At 64.8% G+C, this 19,217-nt stretch carries 16 protein-coding genes and 1 riboswitch; of the genes, 10 read left to right on the top strand and 6 right to left on the bottom strand.

Annotated elements, in window-relative coordinates; all coding sequences use genetic code 11:
- Nucleotides 1–6: 6 nt before the first annotated feature.
- Together QA643_RS01300 and QA643_RS01295 are read right to left on the bottom strand one after the other, a co-directional pair.
- Nucleotides 7–582: a thermonuclease family protein gene (locus QA643_RS01300; protein ID WP_283031412.1), complete on the bottom strand. Its 576-nt coding sequence runs from the start codon at nt 580–582 to the stop codon at nt 7–9.
- A gap of 85 nt (nt 583–667) precedes the next feature.
- Nucleotides 668–877 carry a DUF1674 domain-containing protein gene (locus QA643_RS01295; RefSeq protein ID WP_283031411.1) on the bottom strand — a complete coding sequence of 70 codons (210 nt, stop codon included), beginning with the start codon at nt 875–877 and terminating at the stop codon, nt 668–670.
- A gap of 160 nt (nt 878–1,037) precedes the next feature.
- On the opposite strand from QA643_RS01295, the gene QA643_RS01290 reads away from it, so the two are divergent.
- From QA643_RS01290 to purH, 3 genes are all read left to right on the top strand, one after another.
- A complete protein-coding gene (locus QA643_RS01290; protein ID WP_283031410.1) occupies nt 1,038–2,390 on the top strand; it encodes an RsmB/NOP family class I SAM-dependent RNA methyltransferase in 1,353 nt (450 codons plus the stop codon).
- Between the two features lie 160 nt (nt 2,391–2,550).
- Nucleotides 2,551–4,263: a heparinase II/III family protein gene (locus QA643_RS01285; RefSeq protein ID WP_283031409.1), complete on the top strand. Its 1,713-nt coding sequence runs from the start codon at nt 2,551–2,553 to the stop codon at nt 4,261–4,263.
- Between the two features lie 202 nt (nt 4,264–4,465).
- Nucleotides 4,466–4,546: riboswitch (ZMP/ZTP riboswitch) on the top strand.
- A 22-nt stretch (nt 4,547–4,568) separates the two neighbouring features.
- Nucleotides 4,569–6,161: a bifunctional phosphoribosylaminoimidazolecarboxamide formyltransferase/IMP cyclohydrolase gene (gene purH, locus QA643_RS01280; protein ID WP_283031408.1), complete on the top strand. Its 1,593-nt coding sequence runs from the start codon at nt 4,569–4,571 to the stop codon at nt 6,159–6,161.
- Between the two features lie 150 nt (nt 6,162–6,311).
- On the opposite strand, the gene QA643_RS01275 is transcribed toward purH, so the two are convergent.
- Complete coding sequence (locus tag QA643_RS01275; RefSeq protein WP_283031407.1) at nt 6,312–7,697, bottom strand: MFS transporter; 1,386 nt, start codon at nt 7,695–7,697, stop codon at nt 6,312–6,314.
- Between the two features lie 128 nt (nt 7,698–7,825).
- Between QA643_RS01275 and ggt the strand changes: the two genes are divergently transcribed.
- The 3 genes from ggt (at nt 7,826) to QA643_RS01260 (ending at nt 12,135) form a co-directional block, all read left to right on the top strand.
- A complete protein-coding gene (gene ggt, locus QA643_RS01270; RefSeq protein WP_283031406.1) occupies nt 7,826–9,568 on the top strand; it encodes a gamma-glutamyltransferase in 1,743 nt (580 codons plus the stop codon).
- A 275-nt stretch (nt 9,569–9,843) separates the two neighbouring features.
- Nucleotides 9,844–10,740, top strand: a complete 897-nt coding sequence (locus tag QA643_RS01265; protein ID WP_283031405.1) for an NAD(P)-dependent oxidoreductase — start codon at nt 9,844–9,846, stop codon at nt 10,738–10,740.
- Between the two features lie 12 nt (nt 10,741–10,752).
- Nucleotides 10,753–12,135, top strand: coding sequence for a serine hydrolase (locus QA643_RS01260; RefSeq protein WP_283031404.1), 1,383 nt, complete (start codon nt 10,753–10,755; stop codon nt 12,133–12,135).
- A gap of 158 nt (nt 12,136–12,293) precedes the next feature.
- Here the strand turns inward: QA643_RS01260 and QA643_RS01255 are convergent, their stop codons facing one another.
- Nucleotides 12,294–12,959, bottom strand: a complete 666-nt coding sequence (locus QA643_RS01255) for a glutathione S-transferase (protein ID WP_283031403.1) — start codon at nt 12,957–12,959, stop codon at nt 12,294–12,296.
- A gap of 153 nt (nt 12,960–13,112) precedes the next feature.
- Here QA643_RS01255 and QA643_RS01250 point away from each other — a divergent pair, with 153 nt between their 5' ends.
- The 4 genes from QA643_RS01250 (at nt 13,113) to panE (ending at nt 16,922) form a co-directional block, all read left to right on the top strand.
- Entirely contained in the window at nt 13,113–13,718 is a 606-nt protein-coding gene (locus QA643_RS01250; protein WP_283031402.1) for a DUF2239 family protein, read from the top strand.
- Between the two features lie 100 nt (nt 13,719–13,818).
- Entirely contained in the window at nt 13,819–15,153 is a 1,335-nt protein-coding gene (locus QA643_RS01245; protein WP_283031401.1) for an MATE family efflux transporter, read from the top strand.
- A 95-nt stretch (nt 15,154–15,248) separates the two neighbouring features.
- Nucleotides 15,249–15,854, top strand: a complete 606-nt coding sequence (locus QA643_RS01240; RefSeq protein WP_283031400.1) for a 2-hydroxychromene-2-carboxylate isomerase — start codon at nt 15,249–15,251, stop codon at nt 15,852–15,854.
- Nucleotides 15,855–15,998: 144 nt separating this feature from the next.
- A complete protein-coding gene (panE, locus tag QA643_RS01235; protein WP_283031399.1) occupies nt 15,999–16,922 on the top strand; it encodes a 2-dehydropantoate 2-reductase in 924 nt (307 codons plus the stop codon).
- Nucleotides 16,923–17,065: 143 nt separating this feature from the next.
- Here the strand turns inward: panE and QA643_RS01230 are convergent, their stop codons facing one another.
- Nucleotides 17,066–17,641 (bottom strand): c-type cytochrome, encoded by a 576-nt coding sequence (locus QA643_RS01230; RefSeq protein ID WP_283031398.1) that lies wholly within the window; start codon nt 17,639–17,641, stop codon nt 17,066–17,068.
- Between the two features lie 84 nt (nt 17,642–17,725).
- Nucleotides 17,726–18,985, bottom strand: a complete 1,260-nt coding sequence (locus QA643_RS01225; RefSeq protein ID WP_283031397.1) for a PQQ-dependent sugar dehydrogenase — start codon at nt 18,983–18,985, stop codon at nt 17,726–17,728.
- Nucleotides 18,986–19,217 lie beyond the last annotated feature (232 nt).

The following is a 19,217-nucleotide window of genomic DNA, read 5'->3' as shown; positions in this document are numbered from 1 at the left end:
GCCCTTTCATTTCGGCAGTGCTTCGCTCGCGTTCGCACACCAACCGTTGCGGTGACCGCCGCCATAGCCGCGTACATAACCTGCGGTGAGCATCGCCGCCGAAACATTTCCGGTGCGCCGCGTCGCGACGTCAGCGACGACTCGGCCGGCATATTTGTCCGGACCAATATTGAAGATCATGACACCGCCTTCGCTTAGCAACGCGCGCAATGCACCCGTCGCGGCTTCCGCCATCCGCAATTCCTGCGCGCAGGACGCCTTCAATTCGGGCGCATCGATGCCGCGAAGACGGATACGCGTGATTGGTTCAAGGCGAGGCGACAGGTGAACACGCGCCTCGAACGTGTCACCATCGATGGTGCGGATGACATCGACGGGCTGATGCACAGCGGAATTTCCGGCATGCTTCCACACCATCTCCGCATCGCGCGCCGCCTGGCTGTCGACGGGCCGCGACCACGGCCAGTTGATCCACTGGCGCACCGGCAGATTGGTCGCCGCCACTACGCACGCCACGAATATCCACGGCAGGGCCGACGAAATCAGGCGGCGCCATGGACCGCGGCGCCGATCCGTATTCATTCGCTCATAAGAGGGCATTGCCCGACTAAGGGCTGAGTCGGGTCATCCGGCAAGGGGCCGGCAAGCGTCCGCCGCTTCAAAAATATCAGAAGTCCGACGCGATCCCGTTCCGCTCCCAATCGCCGTAACGGGTCGGTTCCAGGCCCTTCGGACCCGAAAACTCCTTCTGCAGCGTGGCGGCGCTGGCTTCGGCGGCCTTGCGTCGGGCATCGGCCTCGGCGAGCGCGCGCTCGGCCGCAGGCGTCAGCTTCTTGCGTTCCGCGACGGGCGCGGCAGATGAAGAATTGTCGGTCATCACAACTCTCCCATAGCACGGGACAGGCGCACAGATGACATCACATTCGTAAAATTGTCTGTGGCGATTCTTACATTTGGCATATTCGCATGGCACACGGCTGGTTCATTTTCCATGGCATGAGCCGAAACCTTTCTGCCTTCCGAGACATTCCTGCTTCATGCCACCTTCAAGATTCGCAGTACCTTCTGAAGTGCCCGGCCTCGCTGCGCGGCGGATCGCGGCCGACATCCTCGACGGCGTGCTGCACAAGCATCGCACCCTCGACGATCAGCTCGACGGCGCAGGCGCCCATCCCGGACTCAAGGCACTTGCCGACCGCGACCGCGCGCTGATGCGCCGCCTGGTGGCAACCATCCTGCGTCGGCTCGGCACGCTCGGCCATTTGCTGTCGCGCCTGCTCGATCGCGGCGTTCCGACGGACGCGCCGCGCGCGCAGAGCGCGCTGTTGATCGGTGCCGCGCAGATTCTCTGGATGGACGTGCCCGATCACGCCGCCGTCGATCTCTCGGTGCGCCTCGTGCAATCCGATCGGCGCGCCGCCAAATATGCCGGCCTCGTCAACGCGGTGCTGCGCCGCTGCGCCCGCGAAGGGCAACCGCTGATCGAGGAAGTCAAATCGCAGACGCTCGACATTCCGCCGTGGCTGCTCGCGCGCTGGATCGGCGCCTATGGCGAGGCCACCGCGCGGGAGATGGCGCGCGCCATCGGCAACGAACCCTCGCTCGACATCACCGTGAAATCGGACGCGCCGCAATGGGCGAACCGCCTGCATGGCGAAACCTTGCCGACCGGCACCGTGCGCACCCTGCTGCAGGGCTCGGTGACGATGCTGCCGGGTTTCTCGGAAGGGCAGTGGTGGGTGCAGGATGCCGCCGCCGCGCTGCCGGCGCGGTTGTTCGGCGACGTCGCCGGCAAGGCCATCGTCGATCTCTGTGCCGCGCCGGGCGGCAAGACCGCGCAACTGGCGCAGGCCGGCGCGCGCGTCACCGCGGTCGATCGTTCGCCGGCGCGCATGGCGCGGCTGCGTGACAATCTGGCGCGGCTTTCGCTGCAGGCCAATGACGTCGTCACCGATGCCGCCGAATGGCCCGGCGCCGGCAATGGCGGTTACGACGGCGTGCTGGTCGATGCGCCCTGCACCTCCACCGGCACCATCCGCCGTCACCCCGACGTCGCCTGGCTGCGCCAGGAAGCCGACATTGCGGCGCTGTCGGCGCTGCAGAAGCGGCTGCTGCAGAAGGCGGTCGCCCTGCTCAAGCCGGGCGGAACGCTGGTCTATTGCACCTGTTCGCTGGAGCCGGAGGAAGGCGAGCAGGCGGTCGGTGCCCTGCTGGCGTCAGAGGCCGGCGTACGCCGCGCCCCGATCGATGCCTGTGAGGTCGCGGGTTTGAGTGAAATCCTCACCGCATCGGGCGATTTACGCACCCTGCCCAGCCATTTGCCCCATTCCGACCCCCGACTCGGCGGCCTGGATGGATTTTACGCGGCGCGTCTGGTTAAATCAGCCTGATTTCAAACGAAATTTCCCGTCCCTCGGGTGATTCGCCGATTTTCAAGATGGTGCTATGCCGGCGTTTCCGGACTAAAAGGATTCGCCAGAATACCCCCTCCCTCCCTTTCCAAGGCACGGCGTGTCGGTCGCTCAACGCAGACGCATCTCGACGCTTATCATGAGCCGCTCGGCGCGGACCGTGATCGCGCGCGCCACGGGAGCGACGGTGGCCGTGTCGCGGCTGTGGCCCGGCCGCGCCGACCGACTGATCATCGCCCCGCATGACCTGCGTACCGCCGATGCCACCCGCGCCGCCGAAATCTATGCCGGCCGCTTCGTGTTCGCCGGCAAGATCGTGACCTGCCATGGCCGCTCGATCTTCGACCTCGAACCGCCGTCGGAGGATTGGGAAGTCGCCCTGCTCGGCTTCGGCTGGCTGCGCCATTTGCGCGCCGCCGACACCGCGCTGACCCGCGCCAATGCGCGTTCGCTGGTCGACGATTGGATCTCCAATCCGGCGCGCAAGCGGCCGCTGGAGCGCCGCCCCGACGTGCTGGCGCGCCGCGTCATCTCGCTATTGTCGCAGGCACCGCTGGTGCTCGGCGACACCGACGGAAAATTCTATCGCAAATATCTGCGCGGGCTGACCCGCGAGATCCGCTATCTGCGCTACGCGATGTTCGATATCGTCGACGGCGTGCCGCGGCTGCAGGTGCTGATCGCGCTGTGCTACGCCTCGCTGTGTCTTGCCAACCAGGCGCGTCACATCCGCGCCGCCACGCGGCGGCTGTCCGACGAATTGCAGCGGCAGATCATGCCCGACGGCGGGCATATCTCGCGCAATCCCGGCGCGCTGGTCGAGCTGCTCAGCGACTTGCTGCCGCTACGCCAGACCTTTGCCGCCCGCAACATCGCGCCGCCGCCGGCGCTGCTCAATGCGATCGACCGCATGATGCCGATGCTGCGCTTCTTCCGTCACGGCGACGGCAGCTTTGCGCTGTTCAACGGCATGAGTAACGCGCCTTCGGACCTGGTGGCGACGCTGCTCGCCTATGACGACACCCACGGCGTGCCGATGGCGAACATGCCGCATACCGGCTTCCAGCGCCTCGATGCCGGCGGCACGACCGTCATCATCGACACCGGCCCGCCGCCGCCGCCGAATGTCAGCCAGGAGGCGCACGCCGGCTGCCTGTCGTTCGAACTGTCGTCGGGCGTGAGCCGCATCGTCGTCAATTGCGGCATGCCCTCGACCGGCCGCGACAATTGGCGGACCTTTGCGCGCAGTACGATGGCGCATTCGACGTTGACCTATCACGACACGTCCTCGTGCCAGTTCGTCGAATTGTCGGCGATGAAGCGCCTCTTGCAGGGCGCGCCGATCGTCAGCGGGCCTTCCAATGTGGAAAGCTACCGCGAGGCGGTGGCCGATGGCGATCTCCTGACCACCTCGCATGACGGCTATGTCGCCCGCTTCGGCATCCTGCATCGAAGGGTGCTGATGATCTCGCAGGATGGTGGAAGGCTCGACGGCGAGGACACCGTGTCGCCGGCGCCTGGCTCCCGAGCCAAGGGCGACACCGATTTTGCCCTGCGCTTTCATTTGCATCCCGCTGTCAAGGCAAGCCGCCTCAGCGACGCGCGCGGCGTCATGCTGGTATTGCCGAACCGCGACGTTTGGAGCTTCGAGGCGCTCGACGACAAGGTCGACCTCGAGGACAGCGTGTTTCTGGCCGGCAATGACGGCCCGCGCCGCACCGCCCAGATCGTAATCCGGCAGGATTCCCGCCACGCCACCTCGGTCCGCTGGAGTTTTGTCCGCTCGACGACCTCGGCCGCCGGCACCAACGCCCGCCGCACCGCCCGCCGCGAACCGGAACTGCCGCTTTGATCCTGCTACGTCAGTAATTCCTCATGGTGAGGAGCGCGAAGCGCGTCTCGAACCATGAGCCCGGTTTGTGGCCTGCATCCTTCGAGACGCCCGCTTCGCGGGCTCCTCAGGATGAGGGCTCGATGGGTATGACGCGAGGCCAAGGCCAACTACGGAGACTGCTCCGCCCCATTGTGAACCCAGCCAAAAGCTGCTAACCAGCGCCCTCTCGCGCGACTGGCGACTTTGGATGGAGCACCATCGGGAAGCGCGGGAATGATCGCCGCGCGCCTGGGCATAAGCATCCCTGACAAAGGACCTTGCCCATGACTGATACCACCCGCCGCGTTACCCGCGCCCTCCTCTCCGTTTCCGACAAGACCGGTTTGATCGAATTTGCCAAGGCGCTGGCCGCCCATGGTGTCGAGCTCGTCTCCACCGGCGGCACCGCCAAGGCAATCGCGGCGGCGGGCCTTGCGGTCAAGGACGTCTCGGAGCTGACCGGCTTTCCCGAGATGATGGACGGAAGGGTCAAGACGCTGCATCCGAAAGTTCATGGCGGCCTGCTCGCGATCCGCGACAACAAGGAACACACTGATGCGATGAAGGCGCATGGCATCGCGCCGATCGATCTGCTCGTCGTCAACCTCTATCCGTTCGAGGCGACCGTCGACAAAGGCGCCGGTTACGAGGACTGCATCGAGAATATCGACATCGGTGGTCCCGCGATGATCCGCGCGGCGGCGAAGAACCATGACGATGTCGCCGTCGTCGTCGAAGCGCAGGACTATCAGGCGGTGCTCGACGAGCTCGCTGCCAACAAGGGCGCAACGACGCTGGCGCTGCGCCGCCGCCTTGCCGCCAAGGCCTATGCCCGCACCGCCGCCTATGACGCCGCGATCTCCAACTGGTTCGCGGCGCAGAACGAGACCGACGCGCCGGATTTCCGCGCGTTCGGCGGCCGGCTGATCCAGTCGCTGCGCTATGGCGAGAACCCGCACCAGAAGGCGGCCTTCTATGCCACGCCCGACAAGCGGCCCGGCGTCTCCACCGCGCGCCAGTTGCAGGGCAAGGAGCTGTCCTACAACAACATCAACGACACCGATGCGGCCTATGAATGCATCGGCGAATTCGACCCCAAACGCACCGCGGCCTGCGTGATCGTCAAGCACGCCAACCCCTGCGGCGTTGCCGAAGGGCCCGATCTCATTACCGCCTATCGCCGCGCGCTGGCCTGCGACTCGACTTCAGCCTTCGGCGGCATCGTCGCGCTCAACCGCACGCTCGATGCGGAATCGGCGCGCGCCATCACCGAGATCTTCACTGAGGTGATCATCGCGCCCGACGCCACGGAAGAAGCGATAGCGATCGTCGGCGCGAGGAAGAATCTGCGATTGCTGCTCGCCGGCGGATTGCCCGATCCGCGCACCGTGGGCCTAACGGCCAAGACCGTCGCCGGCGGCCTTCTGGTGCAGAGCCGCGACAACGCGGTGGTCGAAGACATGCAGTTGAAGGTTGCGACCAGGCGCGCTCCGACCGACGCCGAGCTGCGCGATCTCAAATTCGCCTTCCGCGTTGCCAAGCACGTCAAGTCGAACACCATCATCTATGCCAGGGACCTTGCCACCGTTGGCATCGGTGCCGGCCAGATGAGCCGGGTCGATTCCGCGCGCATTGCCGCCCGCAAGGCGCTCGATGCCGCGGCTGAACTGAAGCTCGCCGAGCCGCTGACCAAGGGCTCGGTCGTCGCATCGGACGCGTTCTTCCCGTTCGCCGACGGCATGCTGGCCTGCATCGAAGCCGGCGCCACCGCCGTGATCCAGCCCGGCGGCTCCGTGCGCGACGACGAAGTGATCAAGGCCGCCGATGACCACGGCATCGCCATGGTGTTTACCGGCGTCCGGCATTTCCGGCATTGATCGGCGCTCATCGCCAAGGCGGCGGAGCTGTCGTCACCCGCGCAGGCGGGTGACCCAGTATTCCAGAGACGCCAGTGATTGAACCGATGGGGCGCGGCGTACTGGATCCCCGCCGTCGCGGGGATGACAGTCGTGGATTGGGTTGGTACCTCACTCCCGCACGCGCGTCAGCAGCGCGAGGCCCGTGGCAAAGAACACCACGAGCAGCGCCATGCCGGCCTTCTGGCTGGCGGTCGCGGCGGTGATCGCGCCGATCAGGAGCGGGCCGATGAACGACGTCACCTTCCCGGTCAGCGCGAACAAGCCAAAATACTGCGCGATGCGATCGCGCGGCGCGAGGCGGATCAGAAGCGTGCGCGACGCCGCCTGCAGCGGGCCGCCGGCCGCGCCGATCAGGCAACCCAGCACGAGATAGGCGCGCTCGGCCGCGCCGGAGAACAGCGCGCCGCCAGGCACGGGCGGAGCGACCTGCACGAACAGGATCGAATCCTTGTCGACCAGCAGGATCGCCGCCAGCGCCAGCAGCAGAATCAACAGGCTGCCCGCAATGACGCGCTTCGGCCCCAGCATGTCGTCGAGCTTGCCGCCAAGCCACGCACCAAAAGTGCCGGCGATCGCCAGCAGGATGCCAAAGGTGCCGATCTGGATCGTGCGCCAGCCAAAGGTGCCCGCGGCGTAGATGCCGCCGAAGGCGAACAGCGACACCAGCCCGTCGGTATAGATCATGTTGGCGAGCAGGAACGTTGCGAGCGACCGCTGCTTCGGCAATTCGCCAAGCGTTCGCTTGATTCCGTTCAATCCTTCGCGCACGGCCTCGCGGATCGGGCGCCGCGCCGGATAATCCGGCGTGAACAGGAACATCGGCGTCACGAAGATGATGAACCAGATACCGGTCAGCGGACCGGTGATGCGGTCGCCCTGATGCGCGACCGGATCGAGCCCGAACGCCGGCACCAGGCCGAACAGCGTGCGGCCGGTCTCAGGGCTGGCGGCGAGAAAGCCGAGCACCAGAACGAGGCTCAGAATGCCGCCGATATAGCCCGTCGCCCAGCCAGTGCCGGACAACCGGCCGATTCGATCCGGCGGCACCAGCGTCGGCATCATCGCATTGTTGAAGACAGTGGCGAATTCGACGCCGACGCTGGCGATCGCATAGGCGAGCAGCAACGGCGGGATGACGCTCGGATCGCCGGGCTTGCCGAGCCACATCAGGCACGCGCCGATCACCAAAAGCGACCCGAAGCCGGCGATCCACGGCTTGCGGCGGCCGCTGGCATCGGCAACGGCGCCCAGCACCGGCGACAGCAGCGCGATCATCAAGCCGGCCGCGGCGGTGGCAAATCCCCACAGCGCCTGCCCGCTCGCCGGGTCGGGCGCGACGAAGCTCGCAAAGTAGGGCGCGAAGATAAAGGTCGTGATCAGCGTGAAATAGGGCTGCGCGGCCCAGTCGAAGAAGATCCAGCTGATGACGGCGGCACGGCCCGGATAAACCTGCGGAATCCTGCTGCCTTCCGCCTCGGAAGCGATCACCGCCATGCCGGATATTTCCCTTCAAAGTCGCGTGAGGCGTTCTGCCTGTTAAATCCAAACCTATATAGCATGCATCACCGACGGCGGGGCGGCTGCCGCGCGTCACACAGTCTTCCAACTGCGGCGGAATTTCGATGGAGATCCCTTCAATCCGGTGGCGCCGAGTAGCTGCTACCTTCGTCCTTGTGTTGGCCTGCGGCGCGACGGCGCTTGCCCAGGAGCGCCGCGCTTACGCGCCGCCCGACCTTACGACAGTCCGCGCCATAACCGCCGAGCATGGCATGGTGGTGGCGCAGGAGCGGATCGCCGCGCAAGTCGGCGCCGACATCCTGCGGCAGGGCGGCAACGCGGTCGACGCCGCGGTTGCCACCGGCTTTGCGCTGGCCGTCACCTATCCCCGCGCCGGCAACATCGGCGGCGGCGGCTTCATGGTGATTCATTCGGCCAGCCGCAACGAGGACGTTGCGATCGACTATCGCGAGACTGCACCGGCGGCGATCACAACCGATATTTTTCTCGGGGCAGACGGCAAGCCCGACGCCGATAAGTCACGCAATTCCGCACTCGGCATCGGCGTGCCCGGCACCGTGGCCGGCCTGGCGATGGCGTTGGAGAAATACGGTTCGGGACGTTTCACGCTGGCGCAAATCCTTAAACCCGCTATCGAGCTGGCGCGCGATGGCTTCGTCGTCACTGACGATATGGCCGACACACTCTCCGACATGTATCGCCGCATGGCGCGGTGGCCGAACTCGACCGGGCAGCTGGCGCGTGCGGACGGCATGCAATTGCAGGAGGGCGACCGACTGATCCAGGCCGATCTCGCCGCAACGCTGACGGCGATTGCCGAGCAGGGGCCGCGTGGCTTCTACGAAGGACCGGTTGCCGAGCGGCTTGCAAAAGCCGTCCGCGATGCCGGCGGCATCATGACGGCGGACGATCTCAAATCCTACGAGGCGGTGATCCGCACGCCGGTACGCGGCAATTATCGCGGCTACGACATCGTCTCGATGCCGCTGCCATCTTCCGGTGGTACGGTGCTGCTGCAGTCGCTGAACATCCTCGAAGGGTTCGCGATATCAGACATGAAGCAGGGCTCCGCGCCGTCGCTGCACCTTCTGGTCGAGGCGATGAAGCGCGCCTATGCCGACCGCGCGCGCTATCTTGGCGATCCCGCCTTCGTCAACGCGCCCGTCAATGTGCTCACCACCAAGGAATACGCAGCGAAGCAGCGCGCCACCATCGACCTGGCGCGCGCGACGCCGGCGGGCGATGTGCTGGCGGTGAGCCCGCGCGAGGGCAGCAACACCACGCATTATTCGGTGGTCGATGCCAGCGGCAACGCCGTCAGCAATACCTACACGCTGAATTTTCCCTATGGCGTCGGCCTCGTCGCGCAGGGCACCGGCGTGCTGCTCAACAACGAGCTCGACGACTTCACCGCCGCGCCCGGCGCCTCCAACGCGTTCGGCCTCGTCGGCTTCGAAGCCAATCTGCCCGGCCCCGGCAAGCGGCCGCTATCGTCGATGTCGCCGACCATCGTGCTGAAGGACGGCAAGCCGGTGCTGGTGACGGGCTCGCCGGGCGGCAGCCGCATCATCTCGGCGGTACTGCAGATCGTCGTCGACGTGATCGACTACAGGATGGATGTCGCCGCCGCGGTGGCCGCGCCGCGGGTCCATCATCAATGGATGCCCGACGAAGTGCGCGTCGAACGCGGCTTTCCCGAGGAGGTGCTGACCGAGCTGAAGGCGAAAGGCCACAAGGTGATCGAGCCGCTCGGCCAGACCTCGGCCAATTCGATCGCCGTCACGCCAAATGGCCTGCTCGGCGCCCCCGATCCGCGGACAAGAGGGGCGGCGGCGGTTGGGCAGTGAGTTTGTGCACGTAAGGGCGACGCATACGCGTGCGGGACGCACCGGCGGATGGGTTCCCTCCCCCCTTGCGGGGAGGGTTAGGGAGAGGGGTAGCCGCTTGCTCCGCCGCTCGAGAGAATCTCGACATCCATATCGCTTCGCGACGACGGTTGATGCAGGATCCCATCATGACTGCGTTCAGCGCCCGGGGCTTACCCCTCTCCCCAGCCCTCCCCCGCAAGGGGGAGGGAGCCTGACCAGTATGCGTCCATAACTTCGCATGCAGGAGAGTTTCGATGACATCTCTCAAGGACAAGACGCTGTTCATCTCCGGCGCCAGCCGCGGCATCGGGCTGGCGATTGCGCTGCGCGCCGCGCGCGACGGCGCCAATGTCGCGATCGCGGCGAAGACCGCTGAGCCGCATCCAAAACTCAAGGGCACCATCTACACCGCGGCGGACGAGATCCGCGCCGCTGGCGGCAAGGCGCTGCCAGTGCTCTGCGATATCAGGGACGAGGCGCAGGTGATCGCGGCAGTCGAGCAGACCGTTGCCGAGTTCGGCGGCATCGACATCTGCGTCAACAATGCCAGCGCGATCAGCCTAACCAATTCGCAAGCGACCGACATGAAGCGGTTCGACCTGATGATGGGAATCAACACCCGCGGCACCTTCATGGTGTCCAAATACTGCATCCCGCACCTGAAGAAGGCCGCCAACCCGCATATCCTGATGCTGTCGCCGCCGCTCGACATGAAGGTCAAATGGTTCGCGCATTCCACCGCCTACACGATGGCGAAGTTCGGCATGAGCATGTGCGCGCTGGGGCTGTCGGGTGAATTGAAATCCGCTGGCGTCGCCGTCAATGCGCTGTGGCCGCGCACCACCATCGCGACCGCGGCAGTCGGCAACCTGCTCGGCGGCGAAACGATGATGCGGGCGAGCCGCACGCCCGAGATCATGGGAGATGCCGCACACGCGATCCTGACGCGGCCGTCACGCGAATTCACCGGGCAGTTCTGCATCGACGACAAGGTGCTGTATGCATCGGGCGTCCGGGATTTCGAGAAGTACCGCGTCGATCCTTCGGTGCAGCTGATGTCAGACTTCTTCGTGCCCGATGACGATGTGCCACCGCCCGGCGTCATTGTGCAGGCACTGCCTTCGGTCGGCGCGGCGCAGACGTCGGGCTAGGCGGGAGCAACGTTGCGAAAGTGGATTGCCATCGCTCTCGCCATCCTGATCGCCGCGCTGGCAGCCGCGGGCGTCCATTTTCGACCCGATCATGCCATTCGCGTCGCGACCACCTATGTCGCGCACAACGTCTGCTCGAAGACCTTCGTGTCAGGCTTCGATCCTGCGGCCGTATTCGCTGAGGTCTCCGACCGCGCCGGGATTCGCCGCCTGCGCCATGGGCTTCGCTTCGACATCGACCGCAACGCGCGCATCGTCGATGCCTCGATGCTCGGCCTGTTCCGCAGCCGCGCCGCATTTCACGAAGGGTTCGGCTGCGTCGATCTGCACAGGCAGAAGGAGCCTTATCTGCTGAAGAGCGACGTCGAGGCACTGAAGGCGAAGACGCCGCCGTCGTTACCCGAGATTGCCGGTCCGGCCGTGGTCGAGCCGTCGGAGCCGGCGCTGAAGGCGGCGCTCGATCGCGCCTTCGAGGAGCCGGCGGAGCCGCCGTTCCGCCGGACCAAAGCGGTGGTCGTGGTTCATGACGGCAGGGTGATCGCCGAGCGCTACGCCGCCGGCATCGGGGTCGATACGCCGCTGCTCGGCTTCTCCATGACCAAATCGGTCATCAACGCGCTGATCGGCATCCTTACCCAGCAGGGCCTCGTCACGCCGTCGATGCCGGCGCCGATAGCGGAATGGCGTGGCGCTGGTGATCCCAGGCGGGAGATCGAGGTCGAGCATCTAATGCGCATGACCAGCGGCCTCGACCTCGACGAGACCAATTCCGGCTTCGATCCCTCCAGCCGGATGTATCTGCAGGACGATACCGCCGCGTATGCGGTAAATGCGAAGATGATCGCGCCAATCGGCACGCGCTGGGCCTATTCGAGCCCGACCACGCAGATTTTGGCGCGCATCATCCGCGATGCCGTTGGCGGGCCGGAGCAGACGCTGGCCTTTGCCTGGCGCGAACTGTTCAACCCGCTCGGCATGCGCAACGTCACGCTGGAGTTCGACGGATCAGGCACCCTTCAAGGCTCGACCTACATGCTGGCCAGCGCACGCGACTGGGCGAAATTCGGCCTGCTCTATCTCAATGACGGCGTGGCGGGCGACAAGCGCATCCTGCATCCGGACTGGGTCGATTTCTGCGCCGCCGCGACGCTCGATACCGACTATGCCGCCGGGTTCTGGACCAACCGCAGCGAACATCCCAACGCGAGAGGCCGCGTCCGGGCCGGCATTCCCCGCGATGCGTTCTTTGCGTCCGGCGATCTCGGCCAGCGCATCATCATTATCCCATCGCAGCGCCTTGTCGTGGTGCGGCTCGGCGACAGCGTCGATCCGACCGGCGATATCAGGGGCGTTGCGCGCCTGGTGAAGGAAGTGATCGCGGCGATGCAGCCGTAGGCGTGGTCATTGCGCGAAGACTTGTCATCGTCCGCCTTGTGCGCAATTGCGCACTGGAGCGGACGATCCAGTATCCCAGAGACACTAATGATTGAACCGATAGGCCGCGGCGTACTGGATACCCCGCTTTCGCGGGGTATGACGAGCCATTTTGCCGATCACCTTCCAACCACATACGGCCCGCCCTTTTCCAGCGCCCGCGCGTAGGCCGGCCGCGCATGGATGCGCTCCAGGAACGCCATCGCTTTGGGATGGCCTTGCTCGAGCCCGGCGCGCGCCGCAGCGGCCTCGAGCGGAAAGCTCATCTGGATGTCGGCGCCGGTGAACTCGCTGCCGGCGAACCACTCGCTCTTGCCGAGTTCGCTCTCCCAGTAATCCATGTGCTGCTTGAGCTGCGGATTGACCAGCGTGGTCAGCGCGGTGTTGGAGACCTTGCGCACCAGCGGCCGCAGCAGCGCGGGCGTGCGCTTCGGCATCAGCGTGAACAAGAGCTTGAGCAGCAGCGGCGACATCGCCGATCCCTCGGCATAGTGCAGCCAATAGGTGTAGCGCAGCCGCTCCGGCGTACCAGGCGGCGGGATCAGGCGGCCGTTGCCGTAGGTGTCGATGATGTATTCGCAGATCGCGCCTGATTCCGCGATGGTGTTGCCGTTGTCGGTAATGACGGGCGATTTGCCGAGCGGGTGAATGGCGCGCAGTTCCTTCGGTGCCCGCATGTCCGGCTGGCGCTGGTAGCGCACGATCTCATAGGGAACGCCGAGCTCTTCGAGCAGCCACAGCACGCGCTGCGAGCGGGAATTGTTGAGATGATGAACCGTGAGCATGTCGTCCCCTTCGATTGGCGCGCCGTTGGTGCCAGCCGGGCGCGTCAAAGTCGAGACGGCGTTGGGAACGCGATATATATTTACCCGGATGATATTGACAGGCTAATTTGACCCGGGTAAATATACAGTGACGAAAAACTGAAAGTCCCTCCGATGGTTGCCAACACCCGCCCGCAATTCACGGCCTTCATCGGCCCGCAACGCCTGGCGTCCGGCCCGCTCGCCGAGGTCGCGATTGCGGTCATGAATGCCTCGCGCAACGCGGCCGCGCCGCCGATCATCATCTTCGCCGACGCCACGGGACAGCCGATCGACCTCGACCTGCGCGGCACCGAACGCGACGTCATTGCCCGACTGCCGCAGCCGGCGCCTGATCTGGAAGCCGCAACGGAGGAGGCGTCGGCGGAGCCGCGCGGTCGCGGGCGGCCAAAACTCGGCGTCGTCGCGCGCGAGGTCACGCTGTTGCCACGCCATTGGGAATGGCTCGGGGCACAGCCCGGCGGCGCATCGGTCGCGCTGCGCAAGCTGGTCGACGAAGCCCGCCGCGCCAATGGCGATACCGATCGCGCCCGCGCCGCACGGGACGCCGCGTATCGCTTCATGTCGGTCATGACCGGCAACCTCGCCGGTTTTGAGGAAGCCTCGCGCGCCTTGTTCGCCGACGATCGCCGGCGCTTTGTCGGCCTGATTGCCGGCTGGCCCGACGACATCCGCGACCACATCGTCAAGCTCGCCTTCAGCGACCGCGCCGAACCGTAAGGCGCGGTCGCCCGCCAGCAGAAACTTCCCAAGGGAGCCTTGCCCGCCACCGCTCCGGTGCGCGGCAACGATCCGTCACGCCTTCATTGAGAACAGAGCCATGTCGAAAACCCCTTCGCTCTGGAAGACGTTCCTCGTCTTCCTCGCTCCCTTGATGCTGGGCAACGCCCTGCAATCGCTGTTTGGCACCGTAAGCAACGCCTTGCTCGGCCAGATGATCGGCGTCGACGCGCTGGCCGCCGTGTCGGTGTTCTTTCCCGTGATGTTTTTCCTGTTCGCCTTCGTCATGGGCCTCTCGACCGGCGCCACCGTCTTGATCGGGCAGGCCTGGGGCGCGGGCGAGCGCGGCACGGTGAAGGCCGTTGCGGGTGCGACGCTGGCGATCGGGCTGTGGCTGGCCGTTTCGGTCGCGCTGATTGGTGGCATGTTCAGCCGGCAATTGATGACCGCGCTGGCCACGCCGCCTGACATCCTCGACCAGGCAAGCGCCTATGCGCGCGTCATGCTGCTGACGATGCCGCTCGGCTTTGTCTTCCTGCTGGCGACGGCGATGCTGCGCGGGACCGGCGACACGATGACGCCGCTAGTAGCCCTGGCCTTGTCGACGACGATCGGCCTGATCGTGACGCCGCTGCTCATCCGCGCCGGGTTCGGCGTGACCAGCCCGGCATGGGCGGCGGCGATTTCCAATGCATTGACGCTGATCGCACTCGGCCTGTACCTGCGTCAGAGGAAAAGCCCGCTGACACCGGACGCCGAGCTCTTGCGCAAGCTTCAGCTGGATCGCGCATTGCTCGGCAAGATCCTCGCCATCGGAATTCCGAGCGCGGTCGGGATGGTGGTGATGGCGATTGCCGAGCTGGTGCTGCTTGGCCTCGTCAACGGCTTTGGCTCGGAAGCCACCGCAGCTTACGGCGCGGTCAACCAGATCATGGGTTACGCGCAGTTCACCGCGGTGTCGATTTCGATCGCAGTGTCGATCCTCGGCGCGCAGGCGATCGGCGGCGGGCATGGCAGCCGGCTTGACGCCATCGTCCGGACCGGCGTCGTGCTCAATCTCGTGCTGACCGGCGGCCTCGTGGCGCTGATCTGCCTGTTTCCAGGAGCGGCGCTCGGTGTCTTCATCACCGACCCGGCGGTGCTTGAGCGTGCGCGGGAACTGCTCATGATCGCCTTGTGGAGCTCGGTGCCATTCGGCATGGCCACCGTATTCTCCGGCGCGATGCGCGCCGGCGGCGTGGCGCTGGCTCCGATGCTGCTCTCGATCTTCGCCATTGTCGCGATCGAGATACCCTCGGCCGTCATCCTGAGCCGGACCATCGGGCTTAAAGGAGTCTGGGCGGCCTATCCGATCGTGTTCTGCGCCATGTTCGTCCTGCAACTCGGCTATTACATGCTGGTCTGGCGTCGCCGTCCGCTGCGGCGTCTGGTGTAACGGGCGAAACCCGTTGCAGTATTACGATCGTCATCATACCGATGGACGCGACGACCGCCTTGGGCCACAATACGGAAAACATTCGGGAGACCGCCGTGAGAATAAATCCACAATTCCTGTTCGACGTCGGCAGCCCCAATGCCTTCCTCAGCCACGAGGCGATACCGGCGATCGAGAAGCGCACCGGCGTGAAGTTCGAATATGTGCCGATCCTGCTTGGCGGCATCTTCAAGGCCACCAACAACAAATCGCCTGCCGAATCGCTCGCCGGCATCAAGAACAAGCGTGAATTCCACGCCCTGGAAACCGAGCGCTTCGTGAAGCGCTTTGGCGTCAAGCCCTACGTCTTGAACCCATTCTTCCCGGTCAATACGCTGAACCTGATGCGCGCGGCGGTTGCGGCGCAGTTCGAAGGCGTGTTCGAAAAATACGTCGAGGCCGCTTTCCACCACATGTGGGTCGAGCCGAAGAAGATGGACGATCCGGAAGTTGCGGCCAAGGCGCTCGCCTCCTCCGGCCTCGATGCGGCCAAGCTGCTGACCCGCGCGCAGGACGGCGACGTAAAGGCCAAACTGATCGAGAATACCCAAAGCGCGGTCGAGCGCGGCGCCTTCGGCTCGCCGACATTCTTCGTCGGCAAGGAAATGTTCTTTGGCAAGGAACAGCTCCGCGAGGTCGAGGAAATGGTCTCGGGGAAGTAGCGGGATTCGACTGTTCGGCGGGAAATGGTAAAGAGGCGAATGGCGAGTAGCGAATAGCGAATGGTTGGAAGGTGGCAGTCGGCATCTTCCTACTCGCCATTCGCTACTCGCCCTTCCAAGGCTAAAAACAAAAGGAAGCATCGCATGCGTATTCTCGTGGTCGGCGCCGGCGCCATCGGCGGTTATTTCGGCGGCAGGCTGCTGCAGGCCGGAAATGATGTGACCTTCCTCGTCCGGCCGAAGCGCGCATCCGAGCTCGCCAGCGCGGGCCTCGTCATCAAGAGCCCCGCCGGCGACGTGACACTGAAGAATCCGCCAACGGTGCAGGCCGACAAGCTTACCGGGACCTTCGACGTCGTGCTGCTGAGCTGCAAGGCGTTCGACCTCGAAGACGCGATCAACTCCTTTGGTCCGGCCGTCGGGCCGAACACGTCGATCATCCCGCTGCTCAACGGCATGCTGCACCTCAACGTGCTCGACAAGAAGTTCGGCAGTGGCTGCGTGCTTGGCGGCCTCTGCGCCATCGCGGTGACGCTCAACGAGGCGCGCGAGGTGGTGCAGCTCGCGCCGATGCAGTCGCTCAATTTCGGCGAACGCGACGGCACGATGTCGGAGCGGGTGCGCGCGATCGCAAAAGTGTTCGAGAGCGGCAAGTTCGGCGCCGTCGCCAGTGCGCACATCATGCAGGACATGTGGGAGAAGTGGGTTTTCCTCGCCTCGCTCGCCGCTTCCACCTCGCTGATGCGCACGTCCGTCGGCAACATCCTGGCGGCCGCCGGCGGCAAGGATTTTCTGCTCGGCATGCTCGATGAATGCAGCGCCATTGCCAAGGCGTCGGGCTATGAGCCGGCCGGACCGTTCTTCCAGCGGACCGCCGGGCTACTGACGACGGAAGGCTCGCCGATGACCGCCTCGATGTTCCGCGACATCAAGGCAGGCCTGCCGGTCGAGGCCGACCATGTGATCGGCGATCTCGTCGTGCGCGCCGACGCCGCCAAGATTCCGGTGCCGAAGCTGCGCATCGCCTACACCCATCTCAAGGCGTATGAGAAGCAGCGTTCCGCGTAGTCATACGATTCTATCTCGGTCGTCCCTGCGGACGCAGGGACCCATAGCCACCGGCGGCAGTTTTGTGAAAGGCGTCTGCCACACTGCCACATCGAGAGATCACGCGGTACGGGTCCCTGCGTTCGCAGGGACGACCACGTCACTCAGAGATGCGCGAGATAATGCGCGAGCGCCTCGATCTCTTCCTCGCTGAGCGGAAAGGCGACATCGGCCATCGCCGCCATTGCGCCGCCGGCGCGCACGCTCGTCTTGTAGTCGCGCAGCGCCTTGACGAGATATTCCTCGCGCTGGCCGGCGAGGCGGGCGACCCCCTTGGTGCCGGCATAGCTATCGGTATGGCATGAGGCGCAGCGCCGGCCGACGGCCGCCTGCGCACCCTTTTTCGAAAGCTCGGGATCGTCGTCATCCCTAGGCTTCGGCGGTGGAAGCGAGGCGTAATAGGCGCCGAGGTTACGGATGTCTTCGTTATTGAGCTGCTCGACGATCGGCTGCATCTGCTCGTTCTTGCGGGTGCCGGCGCGGAAGAACACGAGCTGCCACTGAATGAACTGGTCCGGCTGCGCCGCGAGCGATGGAATGTTCTCCATCTGCGAAATGCCGCCTTCGCCATGACAGCCGACGCAGAGTTCGGCCTTCGCCTTGCCGGCCGCGATATCGGCGGCGCGGACGGACGAGCCGCAAGCGATTGCCGCTGCCAGCACCACCAATGCCATTCGCATGCGAATTCCTCAATTACACGCCACAAACAACAGAAGCTGCGGCTGCCCGTTCCCGGGCAACCGCAGCCTCTGATCGGTCATGTCCTACTTCTTGTAGCTGATGCGATAGATCGCGCCGGCCCAATCGTCGGCCACCAGGATCGACCCGTCCTTGGCGATGATGATGTCGTTCGGACGTCCCAGATAATTGGTGTCGCCCTCGAGCCAGCCGGAGGCAAATATCTCCGACTTGGCGTTCTTGCCGTCGGCATCGACGATCACGCGCTTGATGCGGGCGCCCTGGTACTTGTAGCGGTTCCAGGAGCCGTGCTCGGCGATCAGGATGTTGTTCTTGTACTCGGCGGGAAATTGATCGCCGGTATAGAACTTCATGCCGAGCGGTGCGACATGGGCGCCGAGCTTGACGACCGGCGGCGTGAATTCATCGCACTTGTGCCCCATCGCGAATTTCGGATCCGGCATGTCACCCTGATGGCAATAGGGATAGCCGAAATGTTCGCCGATCTTCGAGATCATGTTGAGCTTGTCACTCGGCATGTCGTCGCTGATCCAGTCGCGGGCATTTTCGGTGAACCAGTATCGCCCCGAGCGCGGATCGACGTCGCCGCCGACGCTGTTGCGGACGCCGAGAGCCCAGATCTCGGCATTGCCGGTCTTGGGATCGACGCGGCGGATCTGCGAGACGCTGGTCGGCGGGATGCCGATGTTGAAGGGCGGCCCGAACGGCAGATAGAACCAGCCCTCCTTGTCGACGGCGATGTATTTCCAGCCATGCGCGACGTAGGTCGGCATGTCGTCATACACCACCTTGCCGGCGCCGAGATTGTCGAGATTGGCTTCGGCGTTTTCGTATTTGATCAGCCTGTTGATCGCGACGACGTAGAGCGCGCCGTTCTGGAACGCCAGACCAGTCGGCATGTTGAGGCCCTTGAGGACGGTCTTGACCTCCCGCTTTCCACCATTGTCCTTGATCGCATAGACGTTGCCGAGGCTGAAGGAGCCGACAAACAGCGTGCCCTTGTCGCCCCAGGCCATCTGCCGGGCTTCCAGCACGCCCGACGCATAGACTTCGATGCTGAAACCATCAGGCAGCTTGATCTTTTTCATCATTGCCGCGAGTTCGGCTTCGGAAGCGCCGGTCGGCGGGCCGGAGGGCGGCGCCTGTCCCTTCTGGGCTTCGGTCTCGTCACCGAGGAACCAGTCGGGCGGCGGGTTGGTCCAGAAATCCTTGGTGCCGGACTCGTATTTCTTCAGGGCCTTCTGCTGCGCGCTGGCCTCGCCGGCCCCCGCGACAACGAGGATGGCTGCGAGCGCAAGAATGGATCGATTGAAAGCCGATTTCATCGCGTCACTCCCGTAAGGCAGCCTGGCGGCTGCGCCTGTTATTATTGAGAGACGAATTGGTCTGGTGAGGTGCAACAGACGAGAAAACCGTAGCACATCCGCTTCGGGAAAGAAGCGCAACCGGCTCGGCTCGACGCGATCGGCAAAAATTTGAGACGGATTGCCAAGCGGCTTGCTGCGTTTTGCGTCTGCGGCCGCTGCATCGCAATATTGCCACGGGCAAACGTGCGCT

The organism is Bradyrhizobium sp. CB3481, assembly GCF_029714305.1.
GTDB lineage: Bacteria > Pseudomonadota > Alphaproteobacteria > Rhizobiales > Xanthobacteraceae > Bradyrhizobium.
This window is presented reverse-complemented; position numbering and strand designations above follow the sequence as displayed.

Bases quoted from the DNA above. Each gene is read 5' to 3' on its own strand.
- QA643_RS01285 (WP_283031409.1), top strand. From the start codon at position 2,551: ATGAGCCGCTCGGCGCGGACCGTGATCGCGCGCGCCACGGGAGCGACG.
- QA643_RS01255 (WP_283031403.1), bottom strand. From the start codon at position 12,959: ATGCTCACGGTTCATCATCTCAACAATTCCCGCTCGCAGCGCGTGCTG.
- panE (WP_283031399.1), top strand. From the start codon at position 15,999: ATGCGTATTCTCGTGGTCGGCGCCGGCGCCATCGGCGGTTATTTCGGC.
- purH (WP_283031408.1), top strand. From the start codon at position 4,569: ATGACTGATACCACCCGCCGCGTTACCCGCGCCCTCCTCTCCGTTTCC.
- ggt (WP_283031406.1), top strand. From the start codon at position 7,826: ATGGAGATCCCTTCAATCCGGTGGCGCCGAGTAGCTGCTACCTTCGTC.
- QA643_RS01295 (WP_283031411.1), bottom strand. From the start codon at position 877: ATGACCGACAATTCTTCATCTGCCGCGCCCGTCGCGGAACGCAAGAAG.
- QA643_RS01225 (WP_283031397.1), bottom strand. From the start codon at position 18,985: ATGAAATCGGCTTTCAATCGATCCATTCTTGCGCTCGCAGCCATCCTC.
- QA643_RS01265 (WP_283031405.1), top strand. From the start codon at position 9,844: ATGACATCTCTCAAGGACAAGACGCTGTTCATCTCCGGCGCCAGCCGC.
- QA643_RS01230 (WP_283031398.1), bottom strand. From the start codon at position 17,641: ATGCGAATGGCATTGGTGGTGCTGGCAGCGGCAATCGCTTGCGGCTCG.
- QA643_RS01245 (WP_283031401.1), top strand. From the start codon at position 13,819: ATGTCGAAAACCCCTTCGCTCTGGAAGACGTTCCTCGTCTTCCTCGCT.
- QA643_RS01290 (WP_283031410.1), top strand. From the start codon at position 1,038: ATGCCACCTTCAAGATTCGCAGTACCTTCTGAAGTGCCCGGCCTCGCT.
- QA643_RS01250 (WP_283031402.1), top strand. From the start codon at position 13,113: ATGGTTGCCAACACCCGCCCGCAATTCACGGCCTTCATCGGCCCGCAA.
- QA643_RS01275 (WP_283031407.1), bottom strand. From the start codon at position 7,697: ATGGCGGTGATCGCTTCCGAGGCGGAAGGCAGCAGGATTCCGCAGGTT.
- QA643_RS01300 (WP_283031412.1), bottom strand. From the start codon at position 582: ATGAATACGGATCGGCGCCGCGGTCCATGGCGCCGCCTGATTTCGTCG.